This window comes from Flavobacterium glaciei (genome assembly GCF_003350545.1).
Classification (GTDB): Bacteria; Bacteroidota; Bacteroidia; order Flavobacteriales; family Flavobacteriaceae; genus Flavobacterium; species Flavobacterium glaciei.
In genome coordinates this window covers 1-21599 of record NZ_QQBA01000023.1, presented here as the reverse complement: position 1 = coordinate 21599, position 21599 = coordinate 1, and the positions used below count along the sequence as shown (strand labels likewise).

Sequence of the window (21599 nt, the reverse complement as noted above, 5' to 3'; positions counted from 1 at the left end):
ATTAAATCATATAACGAAGAATACGGACTGAACTGAATTTTTTGTTGCTGAACTAACATCTAAAAAGCCTTATGGTTACAGTTAAAAATACGAAAAAAGGAGCAAAAAACTATAGTTTTCTACTCCTTTTTTATTATATAATTAATTCTTAAAAAGACTTTTTCAGTGCCCTCAAAATTAATGGAAGCTTTTTTTATATTTTGATAAGCGCTTTATTAGTCTCTGATAACCAATGCGTCTTGTTTCCAAGTTTTTACAGAAGCAATTCTGCTGTTTGAATAGTCTACTTCGTTTAGGTTGTTGCCATTCCAAAAAAGCCATTTTCCAGTTTTTTCTCCATTTTCATAATTAGCAACAGATAATCTGTTACCATTTGTATCATATGAAGTCCAAACTCCGTCTAGTTTTCCATTTTTGAAGAAACCTTCTTGTTGAACTTTTCCATTTTCATAGTAGTATGTGGTTTTAACTAATTCACCTACAGCTTCTAATTTTGGTCCATTTTCTTGAGCAAATGCTATTCCTGAGAAGATTAATGCAGTTAAGATTATATATTTTTTCATGATGTTTGGGTTTTTAAGTTTATAATAGCTTAACAAATGTATAAAACATTTTACAATAAAAAAACTTTTAGTTAACAATTTGGTAACATTGGAATAAAATTTAACATTGGAGTTTAAATTTTGATTAAAAATCTAATGCTAAAAAATTGTATTTCACAATTCATTATTCATAATTAGTCCTAAATTTGCACCCGAACTTTAAGGGTTAAACAATCTAAAATTAGAATAATGTATAGAAGTCATAACTGTGGCGAATTAAACGCCTCGCATATTAATACTGAAGTTACACTTGCGGGATGGGTTCAAAAGTCACGCGATAAAGGTTTTATGAATTGGGTCGATTTACGTGACCGTTATGGAATTACACAATTAATTTTCGATGAAGGTCGTTCAGAAAAATCAGTTTTTGAATTGGCTAAAACTCTTGGTCGTGAATTTGTGATTCAAGTAAAAGGAACTGTTATTGAGCGTGAAGCTAAAAATAATAACATTGCAACTGGTGAAATAGAAATTTTAGTTACGCAACTTACTATCCTAAACGCTTCGCTTACGCCACCTTTTACGATTGAAGATGAAACGGATGGTGGTGAAGACATTAGAATGAAATACCGTTACCTTGACATTCGAAGAAATCCTGTAAAAAACAGTTTGCTTTTCCGTCATAAAGTAGCAATGGAAGTGCGTAAATACCTTTCGGATTTAGATTTTTGTGAAGTAGAAACGCCTTATTTAATTAAATCTACTCCAGAAGGAGCTAGGGATTTTGTGGTGCCTTCCAGAATGAATGAAGGTCAGTTTTATGCATTACCACAATCTCCACAAACTTTTAAACAATTGTTGATGGTGGGCGGAATGGATAAATATTTCCAAATCGTTAAATGTTTCCGTGACGAGGATTTACGTGCAGACAGACAACCGGAATTTACACAAATCGATTGCGAAATGGCTTTTGTGGAACAAGAAGATATTTTGAATGTTTTTGAAGGTTTGACAAGACATTTATTAAAAGAAATAAAAGGCATCGATGTAGAAAAATTTCCAAGAATTACTTACGAGTATGCGATGAAAACGTATGGAAATGACAAGCCGGATATCCGTTTCGGAATGGAATTTGGTGAGTTGAATGAAGTAACACAACACAAAGATTTCCCAGTTTTTAATGCAGCCGAATTAGTAGTAGGAATTGCAGTTCCTGGAGTTGGAAACTATACTCGCAAGGAAATTGACGGAATAATAGACTGGGTAAAACGTCCACAAGTTGGTGCCAGCGGAATGGTTTATGTCAAATGCAATGAAGACGGAACATACAAATCATCAGTAGATAAATTTTATGATCAAGACGATTTAACCCAATGGGCAAAAATCACGGGTGCAAAAGCAGGAGACATGATTTTTGTGCTTTCTGGTCCTGCCGATAAAACACGTACACAGTTAAGTGCATTGCGTATGGAATTGGCAACTCGTTTAGGATTGAGAAATCCAGCTGAATTTGCGCCGCTTTGGGTGGTTGATTTTCCATTACTAGAATTTGATGAAGAAAGTGGTCGTTACCATGCGATGCATCACCCTTTTACATCTCCTAAGCCAGAAGACATGCACTTACTAGAAACTGATCCAGGAAAAGTTCGTGCAAATGCGTATGATATGGTTTTGAATGGAAATGAGATTGGTGGAGGTTCTATTCGTATTCATGACAAAGCAACACAACAATTGATGTTCAAATATTTAGGTTTCACTGAAGAAGAAGCGAAGGCTCAATTCGGATTCTTAATGGATGCTTTCCAGTTTGGAGCGCCACCACACGGAGGTTTAGCCTTTGGATTGGATAGATTGGTTGCAATTCTTGGAGGACAAGAGACAATTAGGGACTTTATAGCGTTTCCAAAAAACAATTCAGGTAGAGATGTTATGATTGATGCGCCATCTATTATAGATGAATCACAGCTGAAAGAGTTGCATATAAAGTTAGCTTAATTGTAACTGGTCGTTAAATATTGTTAGAAAACGTTGAATATCAATATTTTTACAAAATAAAAAGAGAAGAATGTCTTTCGTATTATATTAAATATTACATTTGCTTCATTATAAATTATTATTACTATTACAATGCGTACAGGTACAGTTAAATTTTTCAATGAATCTAAAGGTTACGGATTCATTACAGACGAAGAAACAGGAAAAGACATTTTTGTTCATGCATCAGGAATCAACGCGGAAGAATTGCGCGAAGGTGACAGAGTTAGCTATGAAGAAGAAGAAGGAAGAAAAGGAAAAGTTGCTGCGAAAGTAGCAGTGATCTAAGCATAAAAAGATATTTTTTTTTGCCTACGAATGTTTAAAAAACGTTTCGATTTATTTCGGAACGTTTTTTTTTATATAAATTATTTTCTCCTTTTTGGAATAAATACACCCTCCTTTTAGGATTTTTAAATTTATCAAAGGTTAAACACATCTTAAAATAAAAACTTTCCTTATTTATAATTAATAAAAATTGTAAATTTACAACGTTGTAGTTGTGATGTATTTTTGAGTTTTTATTGCTATTTAACAATTTGAAAGTTATCTTTGTGACTTATTTTTACTCAAAAAAATCAATATTATGCAATCTGATCAATTAAATTATATTCCAATTTTAATGCAATTTATACTTGCAGTAGGATTTGTTGTGGGAACAATATTGGTTTCAGGAAAATTAGGTCCTAAAAGATCATCTATAAATAAGGATAAGAACTTCGAGTGTGGGATTGAATCTGTGGGAAATGCGAGAATTCCATTTTCAGTTAAATATTTCCTAGTGGCTATCTTATTTGTTTTGTTTGATGTTGAGGTTATTTTCTTGTACCCATGGGCAATAAACTTCAAGGAGTTGGGAATGGAAGGAATGGTTAAAATGGTAATTTTTATGCTATTGCTTTTAGTAGGCTTTTTTTACATCATCAAAAAGAAAGCTTTAGAGTGGGAGTAATGTTTAATTACGAATTAGAAATAACAAGTTATAAGAATTTTAATTTCTAATGTATTTAAAATAAATGTTTTTAAAGTTTAAATTATGAACTCATAATTCATAATTCAAAATTCATAATTTTATAAAGATGAGTGATTCAAATATAAATATGGTTGCCCCTCCAGAAGGTGTTGTTGGTGAAGGTTTTTTTGCCACAAAACTAAATGATGTAGTGGGATTGGCTCGTGCAAATTCTTTGTGGCCTTTGCCTTTTGCGACGTCTTGTTGTGGTATTGAGTTTATGGCAACAATGGCTTCACACTATGATTTGGCGCGTTTTGGTTCAGAAAGAGTAAGTTTTTCTCCTCGTCAAGCGGACATGTTAATGGTAATGGGGACTATTTCGAAAAAAATGGCGCCTATTTTACGTCAAGTTTACGAACAAATGTCTGAGCCTCGTTGGGTTATAGCAGTTGGAGCTTGTGCCTCATCTGGTGGAATTTTTGATACTTATTCTGTTTTACAAGGGATTGATAAAGTGATACCGGTTGATGTGTATGTTCCGGGTTGTCCTCCAAGACCAGAACAAATTGTTGATGGTGTTATGAAATTGCAAGAGTTAGTTAAAACGGAATCAGTAAGAAGAAGAAGCTCTCCAGAATATCAAGAATTATTGGCTTCATATAACATTAAATAAGTAATGGCGCTAGAAACAATACAAATCCAAGAAAAATTAGTTGAAGCATTTGATTCAGCAGTTTTTGAATTCAATCAGGAAAAAGATATATTTTCGTTTGAAGTTGCTTCTGATAAAATCACAGCAGTTATTCTTTTTTTAAAAAATGATCCTACATTACGCTTTCATTTTTTAACTGATTTGTGCGGGATTCACTATCCTGACAATGATGTTGACCATCAATTTGCGGTGGTATATCATCTGCACAATTGGTACGAAAACAAAAGAATTAGAATCAAAGCTTTTATCAACGGCGAGAATCCCGAAATAAAAACGATATCAAATATTTTCTTGAGTTCTAACTGGATGGAAAGAGAAGCGTATGATTTTTATGGTATAAACTTTATTAGTCATCCGCAGTTGAAACGTATTTTGAATATGGATGAAATGATTTCTTTTCCAATGCGAAAAGAATTCCCAATGGAAGACAGCGGGCGAACTGATAAAGATGATCGTTTCTTTGGAAGAACAACCGACAATTACTAAAAACACACTATTATAATTTTTCACATTAAATAAATGTCAGAACTATTATTACCACCAGAGCATCGCTATGCTAAAAGAATAAAAGAACAGCTAAACGAAGACGGAAGTGAGCTTTCGATTCTTAATTTAGGGCCAACTCACCCAGCTACACATGGTATTTTTCAAAATATCTTGTTGATGGATGGAGAAAGAATTCTGGAAGCGGAACCAACCATTGGTTACATTCATAGAGCTTTTGAAAAAATCGCTGAAAATCGTCCTTTTTACCAAATCACTCCTCTTACTGATAGAATGAACTATTGTTCATCTCCTATAAATAATATGGGATGGTGGATGACGTTAGAAAAATTATTGGATATTGAAGTTCCTAAAAGAGCGCAATATTTAAGAGTTATTGTAATGGAATTGGCAAGAATCACGGATCACATTATCTGTAATTCAATCCTTGGAGTGGATACAGGAGCTTACACAGGATTTTTATATGTATTTCAATTTAGAGAAAAAGTATACGAAATCTATGAAGAAATTTGTGGAGCTCGATTGACTACTAATATGGGAAGAATTGGTGGTTTCGAAAGAGATTGGTCACCTAAAGCATTCGAATTATTAAATACGTTTTTACAAGACTTTCCTGTAGCTTGGAAAGAATTTGAAAACCTATTTGAAAGAAATAGAATTTTTATTGACAGAACTGTAAATGTTGGGGCAATAACTGCTGAACAAGCTATGGCTTATGGATTTACAGGTCCAAATTTACGTGCAGCAGGTGTTGATTATGATGTTCGTGTAGCGCAACCGTATTCTTCTTACGAAGATTTTGATTTTATTATTCCTGTTGGAAAATCTGGAGATACTTACGATCGTTTTTGTGTTCGTAATGCTGAAGTTTGGGAGAGTTTGAGTATCATTCGTCAAGCATTAGAAAAAATGCCGGAAGGAAATGACTTTCATGCAGATGTTCCGGATTACTACCTTCCTCCAAAAGAAGATGTTTACACCAGTATGGAATCATTGATTTACCATTTTAAAATTGTGATGGGAGAAGTTCCTGTTCCAGTTGCCGAAATATATCATCCTGTTGAAGGTGGAAACGGAGAATTAGGATTCTATTTAGTAACTGATGGAAGTAGAACGCCTTATAGATTGCATTTCCGTAGACCTTGCTTTATTTATTATCAAGCGTATCCAGAAATGATCAAAGGAGCATTACTGTCAGATGCAATTGTTATTTTGTCAAGTTTAAATGTTATTGCCGGAGAATTAGACGCATAATAGATATCAGATTGTTAATTAACGATTTTAGACCCGAGCGTCAGCGAACTGGCGAAGCATTTCAGATTTAAAAAAAATGGAAAGAACATATCACAAACAAGAAATAAATATGACTGAAGCATTGATGACCCGTATCAATGAACTAATCAGTCATTATCCTGAAGATAAAAGAAAATCGGCATTATTGCCTGTTTTGCATGAAGTTCAAGATGCTCACGATAATTGGTTGAGTATTGAATTAATGAATAAAGTAGCTGAAATCCTTTTGATTAAACCAATTGAAGTTTACGAAGTAGTTTCGTTTTATACGATGTACAACCAAAGACCAATTGGAAAATACATGTTTGAGTTTTGCCAAACTTCACCTTGTTGTTTGAACGGAGTGGAAGATTTAATGGATTACACCTGTGAAAAATTAGGTGTAAAAGTTGGTGAACCTACTCCAGACGGTCTTTTTGAAGTGAGAGGAGTTGAGTGTTTAGGAGCTTGTGGTTATGCTCCAATGATGCAATTAGGCGATTTTTACAAAGAACATTTAACCGCAGCAAAAATTGACCAGTTAATTGAAGATTGCAAAAACGATACAATAATATTACACGATAAATAATATGTCACAAAAAATATTATTAGACAAAATAAATATTCCAGGAATTAAAACTTACGAAGTGTACCGTCAAAACGGGGGTTACGCTTCAGTAGAAAAAGCTTTAAAAACATTAACACCGGACGAAGTGGTTGAGGAAGTTAAAACTTCAGGATTACGTGGTCGAGGTGGAGCTGGGTTTCCTGCTGGAATGAAATGGAGTTTTATTGATAAGAAATCAGGAAAACCAAGACATTTAGTTTGTAATGCCGATGAGTCTGAGCCTGGTACTTTCAAAGATCGTTATTTGATGGAATTTATCCCTCATTTATTGATTGAAGGAATGATTACTTCCAGTTATGCTTTGGGTGCAAACCTATCCTACATCTACATTCGTGGAGAATACATGTGGGTGTACAAAATATTAGAAAAAGCCATAAACGAAGCTAAAGCTGCTGGATTTTTGGGTAAAAATATATTAGGTTCAGGCTATGATTTAGAACTTTATGTTCATTGTGGTGCCGGAGCTTACATTTGTGGTGAAGAAACTGCATTAATCGAATCCTTGGAAGGTAAAAGAGGTAATCCTCGTATCAAACCACCATTTCCTGCAATTTCAGGACTTTGGGCAAATCCAACGGTTGTAAATAATGTAGAAACGATTGCCGCTGTGCCTTGGATTATCAATAATACAGGTGCAGAATATGCTAAAATAGGTATTGGGCGTTCTACAGGAACCAAGTTAATTTCAGCTTCAGGACATATCAAAAATCCGGGTGTTTATGAAATTGAATTGGGTTTAAGTGTTTACGAATTCATGAATTCTGATGAATATTTAGGCGGAATGAGTTCTGATAGACCTTTGAAAGCATTTGTACCGGGAGGAAGTTCTGTTCCCGTTTTACCTGCTCATTTAATTTATAAAACGGCAAACGGTGAAGATCGTTTGATGTCATACGAATCGTTAAGTGAAGGTGGATTTGCAACAGGTTCTATGTTAGGATCAGGTGGATTTATTGTTTACAATGATACATCTTGTATTGTTCGTAATACTTGGAATTTCTCTCGTTTTTATCATCATGAAAGCTGTGGACAATGTTCCCCATGTCGAGAAGGTACTGGATGGATGGAAAAAGTATTACATCGAATTGAAAATGGTCACGGTCGTGAAGAAGATATTGATTTGTTGTTGAGTATTCAAAGTAAAATTGAAGGAAACACGATTTGTCCTTTAGGTGATGCGGCAGCTTGGCCAGTAGCAGCAGCAATTCGTCATTTTAGAGAAGAATTTGAATATCATATTCGTTTTCCGGAAAAAATAAAACATAGAGACCATTTTGTTGCTGAGCCTTTCTCCAAAGTCATAATGTCCAATGTCGTAAAGTCATAACGGAAATGGGAAGGTTTAATTCATTTGAAGAAATTAATTCTTGGAAAAAATCAAGGATTTTCAACAAACGGATTTATGAAATAACCAATGGTGAAGAATTTAAGAAAGATTTTGATTTAGTTAGACAAATTAGAAGGGCATCAATTTCAATTTCATCAAATATTGCAGAGGGATTTGAAAGAAACACGGATAAAGAATTTATATATTTTTTGTACGTATCTAAAGCATCTTCTACAGAAGTAAGATCACAATTGTATTTAGCATTGGATTTAAATTATATTACAAAAATAGAATTTGACGAATTATTTGAGAATGTTTCAGATATTTCAAAATTATTAAGTGGATTTATAAAATATTTAAATGACAGTCAAAAGAAGTGAAGTCGAAATGTATTCGACATTAAGACATTTGACATTAAGACGTTAAGACTTTAAACATGAAAGTAACCATAGACGGTCAAAGCATAGAAGTAGAACCAGGAACAACAATCCTGCAGGCAGCACGTATGATAGGTGGGGAAGTAGTTCCGCCAGCAATGTGCTATTATTCTAAACTAAAAGGGAGCGGTGGAAAATGCCGTTGTTGTTTAGTGGAAGTTTCCAAAGGGAGTGAAGCAGACCCAAGACCAATGCCTAAATTAATGGCATCTTGCGTAACAGGTTGTATGGACGGAATGGAAGTAAACAGTAAATCTTCACCGAGAGTAACTGAAGCTAGAAAATCTGTAACAGAGTTTTTGTTGATTAATCACCCATTAGATTGTCCGGTTTGTGATCAGGCAGGAGAATGTGATTTGCAAAACTTAAGCTTTGAACACGGGAAATCAGAAACTCGTTTTATCGAAGAAAAAAGAACTTTTGAGCCAGAAAATATTGGTCCAAATATCCAATTACACATGAATCGTTGTATTCTTTGTTACCGTTGTGTGATGGTTGCAGATCAGTTGACTGACGATCGTGTGCACGGAGTAATGGATAGAGGAGATCATTCTAATATATCGACTTGTATTTCTAAAGCAGTTGATAATGAGTTTTCAGGCAACATGATTGATGTATGTCCGGTAGGAGCTTTAACCGATAAAACATTTAGATTTAAATCTAGAGTTTGGTTTAGTAAGCCTTACAATGCACACAGAGATTGCCCTACTTGTTCAGGTAAAACTACTGTTTGGATGTTTGGTGACGAAATTCAACGTGTGACAGGTAGAAAAGACGAATACCATGAGGTAGATGAATTTATTTGTAATGGATGTCGTTTTGACCACAAAGATATAGCTGACTGGACTATTGAAGGACCAAGAGCTTTCGAAAAAGATTCAGTGATCAACCAAAATAAATACAACAGAAAGTTGCAAAAAGTAGAAATTGCTACTGAAGAGACTATATTAAAAGGTAGAGAAGCTGATCGTAAAAAGATAAGTATGTCACAAATACCATTGACCAAAGAAGACATTATTAATCAAAAAAGCTTGGGTAATAATGGATAGTACTATAATAATAGAAAAAAGTGTCATTATTATTGCAGTTTTTGCTTTAACAATGTTAATGGCAATGTACTCAACATGGGCAGAACGAAAAGTTGCCGCTTGGCTTCAAGATCGTGTGGGTCCTAACAGAGCCGGTCCTTTTGGATTGTTTCAGCCGCTTGCAGATGGTTTAAAATTATTCTCTAAAGAAGAATTTGAACCGAATACACCAAACAGATTTTTGTTTTTTGTAGGTCCGGCTATTGCCATGAGTACGGCTTTAATGACCAGTGCTGTAATTCCTTGGGGAGACAGATTGCATTTATTTGGCAGAGATATTTTACTTCAAGCAACTGATTTAAATATTGGGTTGCTATACTTTTTTGGAGTAGTATCAGTGGGTGTTTACGGAATAATGATTGGTGGTTGGGCTTCGAATAATAAATTTTCATTGATTGGTGCAGTTCGAGCAGCTTCTCAGATGGTTTCTTATGAAATTGCCATGGGATTGTCTATAATTGCATTATTAATGATGACAGGAACATTGAGTTTAAGAGAAATTTCGGAGCAACAAGCAGGAATGAACTGGAATGTTTTTTACCAACCGTTATCTTTTATTATATTTTTAATTTGTGCGTTTGCTGAATCGAATAGAACTCCTTTTGACTTAGCGGAGTGCGAAACTGAACTAATTGGAGGATACCACACAGAGTATTCCTCAATGAAAATGGGATTTTATTTATTTGCTGAATATGCAAATATGTTTATTTCTTCTACTATTTTAGCGGTTTTATTCTTTGGAGGGTATAACTATCCTGGAATGAGTTGGGTTGTGGAGAATTGGGGTGTAAATATTTGTAATATATTAGGATTTGGCGCTCTGTTTATCAAATTATGTGGTTTCATCTTTTTCTATATGTGGGTTCGTTGGACCATTCCGAGATTTAGATATGATCAATTGATGCATTTGGGTTGGAGAATTTTAATTCCATTGTCGATTATTAATATTATAATTACTGGAATTGTAATTTTGAGAGCAGATATTGCTGCTTATTTAGGATTTTAAGCCTCCTAACCCTTAAAGGGGAATTAATTAGGAATAAATATAATTTATATCGAAAAAGCCCTAGCCCTGATAGCAGTGGAAATCCTTTTTTGTTTTTTCTTTAAAAACAAAAAAGATTGCAACGGATAGCAGGATTAAGCTTCAAATAAAAATAAAAAATGTCAATAGAAAGTATATCCTTATCGGGAAGAAAAAAGCAAGTCTCTAACAAGGAGATGACTTTTTGGGAAAGAATGTATCTTGTTGCGATTATCAAAGGTTTGATAATTACAATTCAGCATTTGTTTACTAGAAAAGTAACGATTCAATATCCGGAGCAAGTACGTGAAATGAGTCCTGTGTATCGCGGTCAACATATGTTGAAACGTGATGAACAAGGTCGTGAAAATTGTACGGCTTGTGGTTTATGTGCGTTGTCTTGTCCTGCAGAAGCGATTACGATGAAAGCTGAAGAGCGCAGAGCAGATGAAAAACATTTGTACAGAGAAGAAAAATATGCGTCGATATATGAAATCAATATGTTGCGTTGTATTTTTTGTGGGTTGTGTGAAGAGGCTTGTCCGAAAGACGCAATTTACTTAACAACTTCTAAAGTATTAGTTCCTTCTAGTTATGAAAGAGAAGATTTTATCTTTGGAAAAGACAAATTGGTCATGCCGCTTGAAATGGCTATTAAAAACGCTCAACTTAAAAACGCTAACTAATGTCTACGATACTTATAATTTTTTGTGTATTGGCTGCTATCACATTAGCAACCGCATTTTTGACAATTTTTAGCAAAAATCCGATTCACAGCGCTATTTATTTAGTGATTTGTTTCTTTTCGATTGCAGGTCATTATCTATTATTGAATTCTCAATTCTTGGCGATAGTGCACATTATTGTGTATTCTGGAGCGATTATGATTTTGTTTTTATTCACCATCATGTTGATGAATTTAAATGAGGAAAGAGAAGTGCACCGACCTAGAATTACACGATTAGGAGCAATTGTTTCTTTTTGTTTAATCTGTTTGGTTTTGATTGCCATTTTCATCAATTCTAAACCTATTGTTGGAGAATACGTAACTACCGGCGAAGATTATCAGTCTATAAAAGTATTGGGTAAAATCCTGCTGAATGAATATATGGTTCCGTTTGAATTTGCTTCTATATTACTTTTAGTTGCTATGATTGGAACTGTGTTATTGTCTAAAAAAGAAAAATTGCAAAAATAAGATGAATAATATTTTAAACCACATTGGTATTGAAAATTATATATTCCTAAGCGTAATACTTTTTTGTATTGGAGTTTTTGGGGTATTGTACAGACGAAATGCCATTATCGTATTTATGTCAATTGAAATTATGCTGAATGCAGTAAACCTATTGTTTGTAGCATTTTCGACCTATCATCAAGATGCGCAAGGACAAGTTTTTGTGTTCTTTTCGATGGCTGTTGCTGCGGCAGAAGTTGCGGTAGGATTAGCAATTCTGGTTTCTATTTTTAGAAATTTAGGTTCAATCACTATCGATAATTTAAAAAACTTAAAAGGATAAATGGAAATGAATACCAATATAGCTTTAGTTTTAGTTCTCGCTCCTTTTTTAGGATTTTTAATCAATGTTTTCTTTGGCAAAAGCCTTGGAAAATCCCTTTCTGGAATAATAGGAACGCTATCTGTTCTGGTTTCTTTTATTGCAACTGCTTATTTCTTTAGTGGAATTGCAGCGCAACCGGAAGGAATTCGTATTTCACTTTTTGACTGGATTCAAATCAGTAATTTCAATGTTGATTTTGGATTTCAATTGGATCAGTTGTCAATTTTGTGGTTGCTTTTTGTAACTGGAATTGGTTCTTTGATTCATTTGTACTCTATCAGTTACATGCATGATGATGAAAATATGCACAAGTTTTTCGCGTATTTGAATCTATTTATATTCTTCATGATAACATTAGTAATAGGAAGTAACTTATTAGTAATGTTCATCGGATGGGAAGGAGTAGGTCTTTGTTCGTATTTGTTAATTGGATTTTGGCATAAAAACCAAGAGTACAATGACGCTGCTAAGAAAGCATTCATCATGAACCGTATTGGTGATTTAGGGTTGTTAATTGGAATTTTCATTCTTGGAAATTTATTCAAGACTTTAGATTACGCTACTTTAAAAACGGCTATTGCTGGTGCAACAAATCATGATATGTACTGGCTTTCTATTGCTGCTTTCGCATTGTTCATTGGTGCATGTGGTAAATCAGCACAAATACCATTATATACTTGGTTGCCGGATGCGATGGCAGGTCCAACACCAGTTTCAGCATTGATTCACGCGGCTACGATGGTAACTGCAGGGATATTCATGATTACCAGATTGAATTTCTTATTTGATTTGACTCCGGATGTACAATCGATAATTGCAATTGTTGGAGCTGTTACTGCTTTAGTTGCTGCTACGATTGGATTGGTTCAAAATGATATTAAGAAAGTCTTAGCTTATTCTACCGTTTCTCAATTGGGATTGATGTTCTTAGCTTTGGGATTGGGCGCTTATGAAGTGGCTGTTTTCCACGTAATCACGCACGCTTTCTTCAAGGCTTGTTTGTTCTTGGGTTCAGGTTCTGTAATTCATGCTATGCACGGAGAACAAGATATGCGCAACATGGGCGGCTTGAAAAAAGCTATGCCAATAACTTTTGCAACGATGCTAATTGCCTCATTAGCAATTTCTGGAGTTCCATTATTCTCAGGATTTTTCTCAAAAGACGAAATCTTATTAGTGGCTTTCCATCATAATATTCCGTTATGGGTTGTGGCTTCGGTTGCTTCTATAATGACTGCTTTCTATATGTTCCGTTTGATGTTTTTAACATTCTTCCAAGAATTTAGAGGAACCGCAGAACAGAAACACCACTTGCACGAAAGTCCTTCTTTGATTACAATTCCTCTGATTGTTTTAGCAATTTTGGCGACCATCGGTGGTTTGATTAGTTTGCCTGGTAACAGTTGGTTGAATCATTATCTGATTCCAATTTTACCTAAATTAGCTACCGCTGAACACCATTTAGGAACTACAGAATATATCTTGATGGCTATTGCTGTTGTGGGTGGATTAGTAGGAATTGGTATGGCTTACGCTAAATACATCAAACAAAATACAGTTCCGACAGAAGATGCTGCTATTACAGGATTTTCTAAAGTGCTTTACAATAAATATTATGTTGATGAATTTTATGACGCTATTTTTGTTAAACCAATAAATTTCTTGTCTCGTTTTTTCAGAGACACTGTAGAAACAGGTTTGTCAGCTTTAGTTTTTGGATTCGGAAAAGTTACCAACGAAATAAGTTACCAAGGAAAGAAAATACAAAGTGGAAGCATTGGTCTATATCTTTTTGTTTTCGTATTAGGGCTTTGCGCCATTGTTTCTTATTTATTTTTAGCTCAACAATAATCATATATTATGAACGTATCTCTTATTTTAATTATTCTTTTAGTGGGTGCTTTTGTCACTTTTCTTTCGGGGGATAAACTGGCTTCAAAAGTGGCTTTGGTTTTTGGCTTAGCTGCTGCAGGCGCTTCTATTGTATTATTAAATCACTATAATTTAGGTGAAAACATCAGTTTCATAAACCAGTGGATCACGCAGCCTAATATTTCTTTTGCTCTAAAAGCAGACGGATTATCGATGGCAATGCTTTTGTTGACCACAATTTTGACTCCAATAATTATATTTTCTTCTTTTGGGAATGACTATAAAAATTCAAAATCATTTTATGCGTTAATCTTGTTTATGTCGTTTGCAATGGCAGGAACATTCTTAGCTTCAGATGGACTTTTGTATTATATTTTCTGGGAATTAGCACTGATTCCAATTTACTTCATCGCCTTAATTTGGGGTAATGGAGACGCTGAAGAACGCAAAAAAGCAGTAGTGAAATTCTTTATTTACACACTAGCAGGTTCTTTATTTATGTTAGTGGCTTTTGTTTATATGTATCAAAAATCAGGAAGTCTTTTATTAGAAGATTTATACAAATTGAACTTAACAGCAACGGAACAATTATGGATATTCCTAGCTTTCTTCTTAGCGTATGCCATTAAGATTCCATTAATTCCTTTTCACACTTGGCAAGCAAATGTGTATCAAAAAGCACCAACTGTTGGTACCATGCTTTTATCTGGTATCATGCTAAAAATGGGATTGTACAGTGTTATCCGTTGGCAATTGCCATTGGCGCCATTAGCAGCTAAGGAATATATGTATATTTTCATAGGACTTGGAATTGCAGGTGTCATTTACGGATCTATCGTTGCATTGAAACAAAAAGATTTAAAGAAATTATTAGCGTATTCTTCTTTGGCTCACGTTGGATTAATAGCAGCCGGAACCTACACTTTGACATTAGACGGATTGCGTGGTGCAGTTTTACAAATGATTGCACACGGATTTGTAGTTGTTGGTTTGTTTTATGCAGCTGAAATTATTTTCAGAAGATACGAAACTCGAGCTATTGCTGAAATGGGCGGAATTCGTACGCAATCGCCAAAATTCACTTCGATGTTTTTGATTTTGGTTTTAGCATCTGTTGCTTTGCCTACTACTTTTAACTTCGTTGGGGAATTCACCGTTTTGTATAGTCTTTCACAAATTAATATTTGGTTTGCTATTTTAGGAGGAACAACCATTATTTTAGGAGCGTATTATATGTTGAAAATGTTTCAACACGCTATGTTGGGCGAAACCAATACAAAGCCTTTTGCTGATGTAACAATCAATGAAGGAATAACAATGGTACTTATAATTGGTGTTTTGTTCTTTTTTGGGATGTATCCAAAGCCAATTACCGATTTGATTACGCCAAGTCTGGAAGAAATTTTAACTCAAATAAACAGAATTAACTAAGTCAAATAAAAAAATGAATACATTAATAGCTATAATAGGATTAGGTGTTTTATGCCTTTTATTTGAAATTTTTAATTTAAGGAAAGCCATTGTTCCAATAACAATACTTGGATTATTGGGAGTGCTGGGTCTAACCATATCAGAATTTAATTCAACAGAAAGCTACTACAACAACATGATTGTTGTGAGTAAATTTTCTAGTACTTTTTCGTCTTTGTTTATTGTGCTTACTATTTTCTTAGTAGCTCTAGGACATAACTTTTACGAAAATCATCAATCTAAAATCTCTGATTATATTGCCATAAAAATATTTTTATTGGCAGGAGCAGTAGCGATGGTTTCTTTTGGAAACTTAGCAATGTTCTTTTTAGGAATAGAAGTATTATCAATTGCGCTTTATATTCTTGCGGCAAGTGACCGTATGAATTTAAAAAGTAACGAAGCGGGAATGAAGTATTTCTTAATGGGATCTTTTGCTTCGGGAATCATTCTTTTTGGTATCTGTTTAATCTACGGTGCCATGGGAAGTTTTGATGTTACAGAAATTAGTGAATTATCACAATCAGCTGAGTTGCCGGTTTGGTTCCCAATAGGAATTGTGTTGGTAACTATCGGAATGTTGTTTAAAGTGGCTGCAGTTCCATTCCATTTCTGGGCACCGGACGTGTACGAAGGTTCTCCAGCGTTGACAACAGCATTGATGAGTACTTTGGCGAAAGTAGTTGCTATGGCGACTTTACACAAATTATTATCGGTTATGAATGCTGATGTTTCAGAGTCATTCAAAATGGTAGTGGTTATTATTGCTATGGCTTCTATGACCGTTGGTAATATTATGGCCTTGAGACAAACAAATGTAAAACGTATGTTGGCTTTTTCAGGAATATCACATGCTGGTTTTATGTTGATGACTTTGTTGAGTTTGTCTACATCTGCAGGAAGCTTGTTGTATTATGCTTCTGCTTATTCTTTAGCTGGAATCGCTGCTTTTAGTGTGATTTTATACGTTTGTAAAAATAGAGACAACGAAGACATTGTAAATTTCCACGGTTTAGGAAAAACAAATCCATTGTTAGCCGCTATTCTTACAGCAGCTTTACTTTCGATGGCTGGAATTCCAATTTTTGCAGGATTCTTTGCTAAGTTGGTTTTATTCAATCAAACGATTCAAGCGGGTTATTTGGCTTTAGTAATTGTTGCTGTAGTAAATTCTATTATAAGTGTTGGGTACTACTTCAAATTGATTTTGGCGATGTATAACAAAGAACCAAATGAGGAACGAAAAGGAACTCCGGTTATTATTTATGCCGTTGCAGTTATAGCAATTGTATTGAATATAGCATTAGGATTATTCCCTTCGTTTGTATTGGATTTATTAGCCTAGATTATACTTTTTAAAAATATACAGAAAACCATCAAGAGCAATTTTGATGGTTTTTTTTTGGTTTAAATGTATTTTCTTAATTGAATAAATATTTACTATTATACTATCAATAATTAAATACTAAAACTCAGAACGCTCATGATTGAATAATTTAATTTTGTAGTACAGAATTAATTTTTGAATTTAATTATAGAGGGTACATGGGAAATACATTAAAAATACAAATCTGGTCGGATATTATGTGTCCGTTTTGTTATATCGGAAAAAGAAGAATAGAAGGTGCGCTACAGAATTTCGAACATAAAGACGCTGTTGAAATAGAATGGAAGAGTTTTCAGTTAGATGCTAATTTTGTTGCTTCTCCAGATGACAATCTAGTGGACCATTTGGCTGAAAAATATCGAAAAGGGTCTGATTGGGCAAAGGAGATGTTAGCCAACATGACTCAAAATGCAGCTAACTCAGGATTGGATTTTCATTTTGAAAAGGCAATTATGGCTAATTCCTTAAAGGCGCATCAATTGTTGCATTTAGCTAAAAGGTATAAGATAGGTGATGCGTTAAAAGAATTGCTGTTAAAAGCCTATTTAACGGAGGGCAAGGATGTAAACGGCAACAATACGCTATTGGATTTAGGACTTATGGTAGGACTTCCTTCTACTGAAATTGAAGAGGTGCTTTCATCAGATAAGTACGTTGCCGAAGTTCGCGCTGACATAGCTGAGGCTAATGCTATTGGTGTACAAGGTGTTCCTTTTTTTGTATTCGACAATAAATATGCGGTATCTGGAGCGCAACATGTTGAGACTTTTGTGAAAACTTTGGAGAAAGTTTGGGACGAAGGTGATTTTGTAGTAAAACCGCAATTACTTAATGATTCTGCGGGAGAAAGCTGTGGTATAGAAGGCTGTTAATAAGTATAAAGAAAGGCTGCATTTTATAAGTGGAGCCTTTTTTTTTGTGATTAGTTGTTTTATAATTACAATTTCTTTAAATGTTTTAGCATTGTTTTTAATTCCAAAACAATATTTGCTCAGTTGGTCATTCTTCAAATAAAAATATTACTTAATTGTTAAGTAGTGTCAATTTCTAAAGTCAATAGGTTGATTTCTAGAAATTTTCAATGAAGTGAAACAATTAGACTTCGGCTTAGTTTTGATTGCATCTGGATTTTGCTCGTAATGTAAATGCAGGATAATGATCGAATTTATTTGGTTTTAATTATGCAAATTAGTAATTGAAGGATCAACTTATTCTTGATTTACTCGCATTGTTGGTAAGTGTGTTCGTGCCGTCCTTTTTTTGTCCTTTAACAAATTACCGACAAGAATTGTACTAAATTCGGAAACGATTATCGTTTGGTACACGCTTGCAAGTTGCCTGCTGAAAGTTTGATTAGTTGTGCTGAAATTTGTTTTAAATTTGGGTTTAACAATTCAAGTTATTTTAACGTTTCATTTTTAGATTTTTTTATCACTAGCTTTTTCCAACACCGCAAATTATTACTTCATTATTTGAATAATGGTTTATTTGACCTTTTTTAAAATAGATTTCTAGGTTAAATTAATTCTAACTTCTTTTTAAATCTAACACTTTACTGGTAATCTATACATTTTGTCTATTCGTCGAAAGTTTTTTTATAATCATTTTCACTTGAATTAATTTTGAACTAGGATGCTTTTTTGGTTAATCTAGATGTTTTAAAGATACCCCTTAATTTCTGAAGAATGGGTTTTACTATGGGATAAATGCCTTACAATCAATATTGGTATTAATTAATGTTAATTTTTACACTTTTCTAAATGGTGACGAAAATCATTTGAATGTCAAAAGTGTTGATTTACAACCGTCTTGTTTCAGTAAATAATTCATTTAACGCAAGAAATATGTTTGATTTTAAGATTTTTTTTGTAAACTTTGTACTTAAAATAAAATTATTACTTTTTTTAAGTTTTAACAAAACCAATAAGAGATTTTTAACGTACATTTATGTTAAGATGATATGAAGTTTATTGGGCAAGTAATACATAGTTTATTTTGTTGGATAAATAAAGTGTACGTTGTTGATCTACTCACACTGTGATCGGTCCTAAAAATGAACAAGTAATAATTAGAATTTAGTATAAAAACAAGCAAAGCGAAGCAATTCGTTTTCATATTTGATATATAAAATATAGATTTAAAAAACAAAGCGTATGCACAACTTTACTAAAAGTCAGTCACGAGTTTATTTGTCCTTATTATTTCTTTCCCTAGCGCTAATGCTTGGGGTTAATAGTTTTGCTCAAACTCAGGCATTAGAAATGGCGAGTATTACTCCTGCGCCTGTCAATGGTAGAGTTACTGCTTTTTCTGTGCCTCTTCAAAAAAACACCAATAACCCCACAGGTAACACATTTACGCCATATAGTGTAAATGCACCAATGAATGCTAGCGTAGCGGTCTCGCAACTTACTGTCGCTAACGGTATTTATTTGGGTGATACCGCTGCTCCTCCGTATGTATTGCTAACTAATGTTGGTAATGTAGGTACAGTTGCTCAGGATAATGCACAATATACGAGTTACAACTCAGCAGATAGAACTGGTCTTGATGTTAGCGCCAATTATGGAATGAGAATTACTGCTAATTTTGCTGCATTAGGAACTAGAGCTTCTGCAACTGGACGTGTTAAAGTAGGTGAAATTACTGTATCTTTTGCACGAGGTACTAGAAATCCATTATTGCACTTTAAGGGTTTAGGTGGTATTAATGGTGGCGCCAATTTATCAGCTGAGTTTACCGTTAGATCAATTTTAAGCAGTACCGGTGTAGAGCAAGTTGGTGCGGCAAACATTTTTACACGTCGCTCGGGTAATTTAGTTCTTAATCAAACTGCTAGAACTATAAATAATCCCTTTGTTGCTGCGACTGCCAATGTAGCTACTACTAATTCTGGTAGAGGTACTGTACAGTTTGATTTTAATGATGTACAAACAATTATCCTGGAGGTTTTTGCTAACAGAAAAACAACAAATGCAACAAGTCTTACTTGGACGGGTGTGGATGCTTTCCTTTTAAGTACTTCTGTAGGGGAAGATGATTTAAGAGTTTCTAAAACGGTTGATAATACCTATCCAGCTATTGGTAGTAATGTTGTTTTTAACATTGCGGCGAGTAACATTGGTACAAGTTCTTCATCAAATGTTTCAGTTAATGATTTGTTGCCAAGTGGGTATACTTATGTAAGTCACAGTGCACCTGCAGGCACCACCTATAACAATGGAACAGGACTTTGGACTATAGGTGCTTTAGCTATAGACCAAACAGTCAATTTAACAATAACGGCAACTGTGAGGCCTACGGGAATTTACAGGAATGAGGCAACAATTAGTAGGACCAGTGCTCCAATAGAATCATTTATAGCAAACAATATCGCTACAAGTACTCCAGTGCCTTTTGATACAACAACGAGAAGGTCGTGTACTAGTACAGCACAAACAGTTTCTAGTTTGAGTTTTCAAGATCCGGTATTTGTATCAGGTTCTGATAACTCAACAGTAGATGTTGGAGATGTATATCGTTTTCCTAACGTTGTTCCTGGAGTAGCTGATGCATTATTAACTGTATCGGCAATTAGCGGTGCTGGCGGTACGCCAACAATAGCAATTCTCGATCAACCTGCAATAACGGAGGGTGTTGATGGTTTTGATGAAGCAATACAGCCATTTTTGACAACCAATGGTGCTGAATCTGCTATGGCTACATTTACGATTAACTTTGTTACTGTAGGAGGTACTGTGGCAAATCCGGTTAATTTGAATTATTATGTCACGGGCCTTGATATTGATGGCGATAGTGCGGCTCTAAGAGAGTTTGTCGAAGTCAATCGACCAGATGCGCAGTTCAACTCTAGTCCTTCAAACCTAACATTTTCAAATACACCATCGTCTTTCAGAGGAACTGCTACAACTTCGGCTACTGAACCTGGTACAGGAACCACACCAGAGTATGCTTACACGGCCTATTATGAAAATCGTAACTCGATGGTTATTTCCTTCGGGTCACTAGGTAGTACAACCGTTAACAGGCAATATTCGCTTTACTTTAAAGACATTACATATACTGGTAGACAGACCAATGTTGTAACTTCTCCTTTATTATGTGGTAATGTTTCATTAGATGGAGGAGGAAACATCGCAGGTTCTACTGTAACTTTAAGTGGGCCAAGTAGCCAAACTACAGCAACAGATTCAAATGGTAATTATTCGTTTTCAATTCCTGTTGGAAGTTTAGGAACTTACACAGTGACTCAGACGAATTTGGCTGGTTTCTCAGATTTCTCAGATGTAGAGGGTGCAAATGATAGTGTTATTAATAACAATGTATTCGGTTTCGCATCCATAACTGGTAGAAATTTTGTTGATGCTTCAGCAAACGTAAGTATTGTAAAAACGGTAAGCAATCCTACACCGAATGTAGGAAGCAGTGTGACCTTTACTTTAACAGCAAATAATGCAGGGCCAAGTGAAGCTACTGGCGTTGTAGTTACAGACCAGTTGCCATCCGGCTATGCGTATGTATCAGACAATGGCGGAACAGCGACAGCAGAAGCCTCCGGCTTGGTGACTTGGACGATAGGCACCTTGGCCAATGGCGCGAATGCCACCTTGACCATCACAGCAACAGTGCTTGCGACGGGTGACTATGGCAATACAGCGACCATCACGGCGAATGTAGCAGACCCAGATACAGATGACAACACATCAACAACGACTCCGGTCCCAGTACCCCAGGCGAATGTTGGTATTCTAAAAGAGTCAAGCAGTGCTACACCGAATGTAGGTG

The 21599-nt window shown here is 34.8% G+C and carries 20 protein-coding genes; 19 read left to right on the top strand and 1 reads right to left on the bottom strand.

Annotated features, from left to right (window positions below; translation table 11 throughout):
• Positions 1-215: 215 nt before the first annotated feature.
• On the bottom strand, positions 216-563 hold the full coding sequence (locus tag DFR66_RS13475; RefSeq protein WP_114755344.1) for a toxin-antitoxin system YwqK family antitoxin: 348 nt from the start codon (positions 561-563) through the stop codon (positions 216-218).
• Positions 564-791: 228 nt separating this feature from the next.
• Here DFR66_RS13475 and aspS point away from each other — a divergent pair, with 228 nt between their 5' ends.
• The 19 genes from aspS to DFR66_RS13380 all read left to right on the top strand — a co-directional run.
• A complete protein-coding gene (gene aspS / locus DFR66_RS13470; protein ID WP_114755343.1) occupies positions 792-2537 on the top strand; it encodes an aspartate--tRNA ligase in 1746 nt (581 codons plus the stop codon).
• 132 nt (positions 2538-2669) lie between these two features.
• Positions 2670-2864: a cold-shock protein gene (locus tag DFR66_RS13465; protein ID WP_007137066.1), complete on the top strand. Its 195-nt coding sequence runs from the start codon at positions 2670-2672 to the stop codon at positions 2862-2864.
• Between the two features lie 298 nt (positions 2865-3162).
• Positions 3163-3528: an NADH-quinone oxidoreductase subunit A gene (locus DFR66_RS13460; RefSeq protein WP_114755342.1), complete on the top strand. Its 366-nt coding sequence runs from the start codon at positions 3163-3165 to the stop codon at positions 3526-3528.
• A gap of 127 nt (positions 3529-3655) precedes the next feature.
• Positions 3656-4204, top strand: a complete 549-nt coding sequence (locus DFR66_RS13455; RefSeq protein WP_066335808.1) for an NADH-quinone oxidoreductase subunit B — start codon at positions 3656-3658, stop codon at positions 4202-4204.
• Between the two features lie 3 nt (positions 4205-4207).
• The gene (locus DFR66_RS13450) at positions 4208-4729 is read left to right on the top strand and encodes an NADH-quinone oxidoreductase subunit C (protein WP_114755341.1); all 522 of its coding nucleotides are present in this window, start codon (positions 4208-4210) and stop codon (positions 4727-4729) included.
• A gap of 33 nt (positions 4730-4762) precedes the next feature.
• Complete coding sequence (locus tag DFR66_RS13445; RefSeq protein WP_114755340.1) at positions 4763-6001, top strand: NADH-quinone oxidoreductase subunit D; 1239 nt, start codon at positions 4763-4765, stop codon at positions 5999-6001.
• Between the two features lie 76 nt (positions 6002-6077).
• Positions 6078-6608 (top strand): complex I 24 kDa subunit family protein, encoded by a 531-nt coding sequence (locus DFR66_RS13440; protein ID WP_114755339.1) that lies wholly within the window; start codon positions 6078-6080, stop codon positions 6606-6608.
• A 1-nt stretch (position 6609) separates the two neighbouring features.
• Complete coding sequence (nuoF, locus tag DFR66_RS13435) at positions 6610-7974, top strand: NADH-quinone oxidoreductase subunit NuoF (RefSeq protein WP_114755338.1); 1365 nt, start codon at positions 6610-6612, stop codon at positions 7972-7974.
• A gap of 5 nt (positions 7975-7979) precedes the next feature.
• Positions 7980-8354 (top strand): four helix bundle protein, encoded by a 375-nt coding sequence (locus DFR66_RS13430; protein WP_114755337.1) that lies wholly within the window; start codon positions 7980-7982, stop codon positions 8352-8354.
• Positions 8355-8410: 56 nt separating this feature from the next.
• A complete protein-coding gene (locus DFR66_RS13425) occupies positions 8411-9460 on the top strand; it encodes a 2Fe-2S iron-sulfur cluster-binding protein (protein WP_114755336.1) in 1050 nt (349 codons plus the stop codon).
• Complete coding sequence (nuoH, locus tag DFR66_RS13420; RefSeq protein ID WP_114755335.1) at positions 9453-10505, top strand: NADH-quinone oxidoreductase subunit NuoH; 1053 nt, start codon at positions 9453-9455, stop codon at positions 10503-10505. Before DFR66_RS13425 ends, nuoH begins: the two co-directional genes overlap by 8 nt.
• 158 nt (positions 10506-10663) lie before the next feature.
• Positions 10664-11209, top strand: coding sequence for a NuoI/complex I 23 kDa subunit family protein (locus tag DFR66_RS13415; protein WP_114755334.1), 546 nt, complete (start codon positions 10664-10666; stop codon positions 11207-11209).
• On the top strand, positions 11209-11721 hold the full coding sequence (locus tag DFR66_RS13410; RefSeq protein WP_091172454.1) for an NADH-quinone oxidoreductase subunit J family protein: 513 nt from the start codon (positions 11209-11211) through the stop codon (positions 11719-11721). The genes DFR66_RS13415 and DFR66_RS13410 overlap by 1 nt, the downstream gene beginning before the upstream one ends.
• Position 11722: 1 nt before the next feature.
• Entirely contained in the window at positions 11723-12043 is a 321-nt protein-coding gene (gene nuoK / locus DFR66_RS13405; protein WP_066079401.1) for an NADH-quinone oxidoreductase subunit NuoK, read from the top strand.
• Between the two features lie 6 nt (positions 12044-12049).
• Positions 12050-13936 (top strand): NADH-quinone oxidoreductase subunit L, encoded by a 1887-nt coding sequence (nuoL, locus tag DFR66_RS13400; RefSeq protein WP_114755345.1) that lies wholly within the window; start codon positions 12050-12052, stop codon positions 13934-13936.
• A gap of 9 nt (positions 13937-13945) precedes the next feature.
• Entirely contained in the window at positions 13946-15388 is a 1443-nt protein-coding gene (locus DFR66_RS13395) for a complex I subunit 4 family protein (RefSeq protein ID WP_114755333.1), read from the top strand.
• A 13-nt stretch (positions 15389-15401) separates the two neighbouring features.
• Positions 15402-16772 (top strand): NADH-quinone oxidoreductase subunit N, encoded by a 1371-nt coding sequence (locus DFR66_RS13390; RefSeq protein WP_114755332.1) that lies wholly within the window; start codon positions 15402-15404, stop codon positions 16770-16772.
• Positions 16773-16972: 200 nt separating this feature from the next.
• The gene (locus tag DFR66_RS13385) at positions 16973-17686 is read left to right on the top strand and encodes a DsbA family oxidoreductase (RefSeq protein WP_114755331.1); all 714 of its coding nucleotides are present in this window, start codon (positions 16973-16975) and stop codon (positions 17684-17686) included.
• A gap of 1281 nt (positions 17687-18967) precedes the next feature.
• Positions 18968-21599 (top strand): DUF11 domain-containing protein (locus DFR66_RS13380; protein WP_147277697.1); only part of this gene is annotated, 2632 nt, incomplete at its 3' end.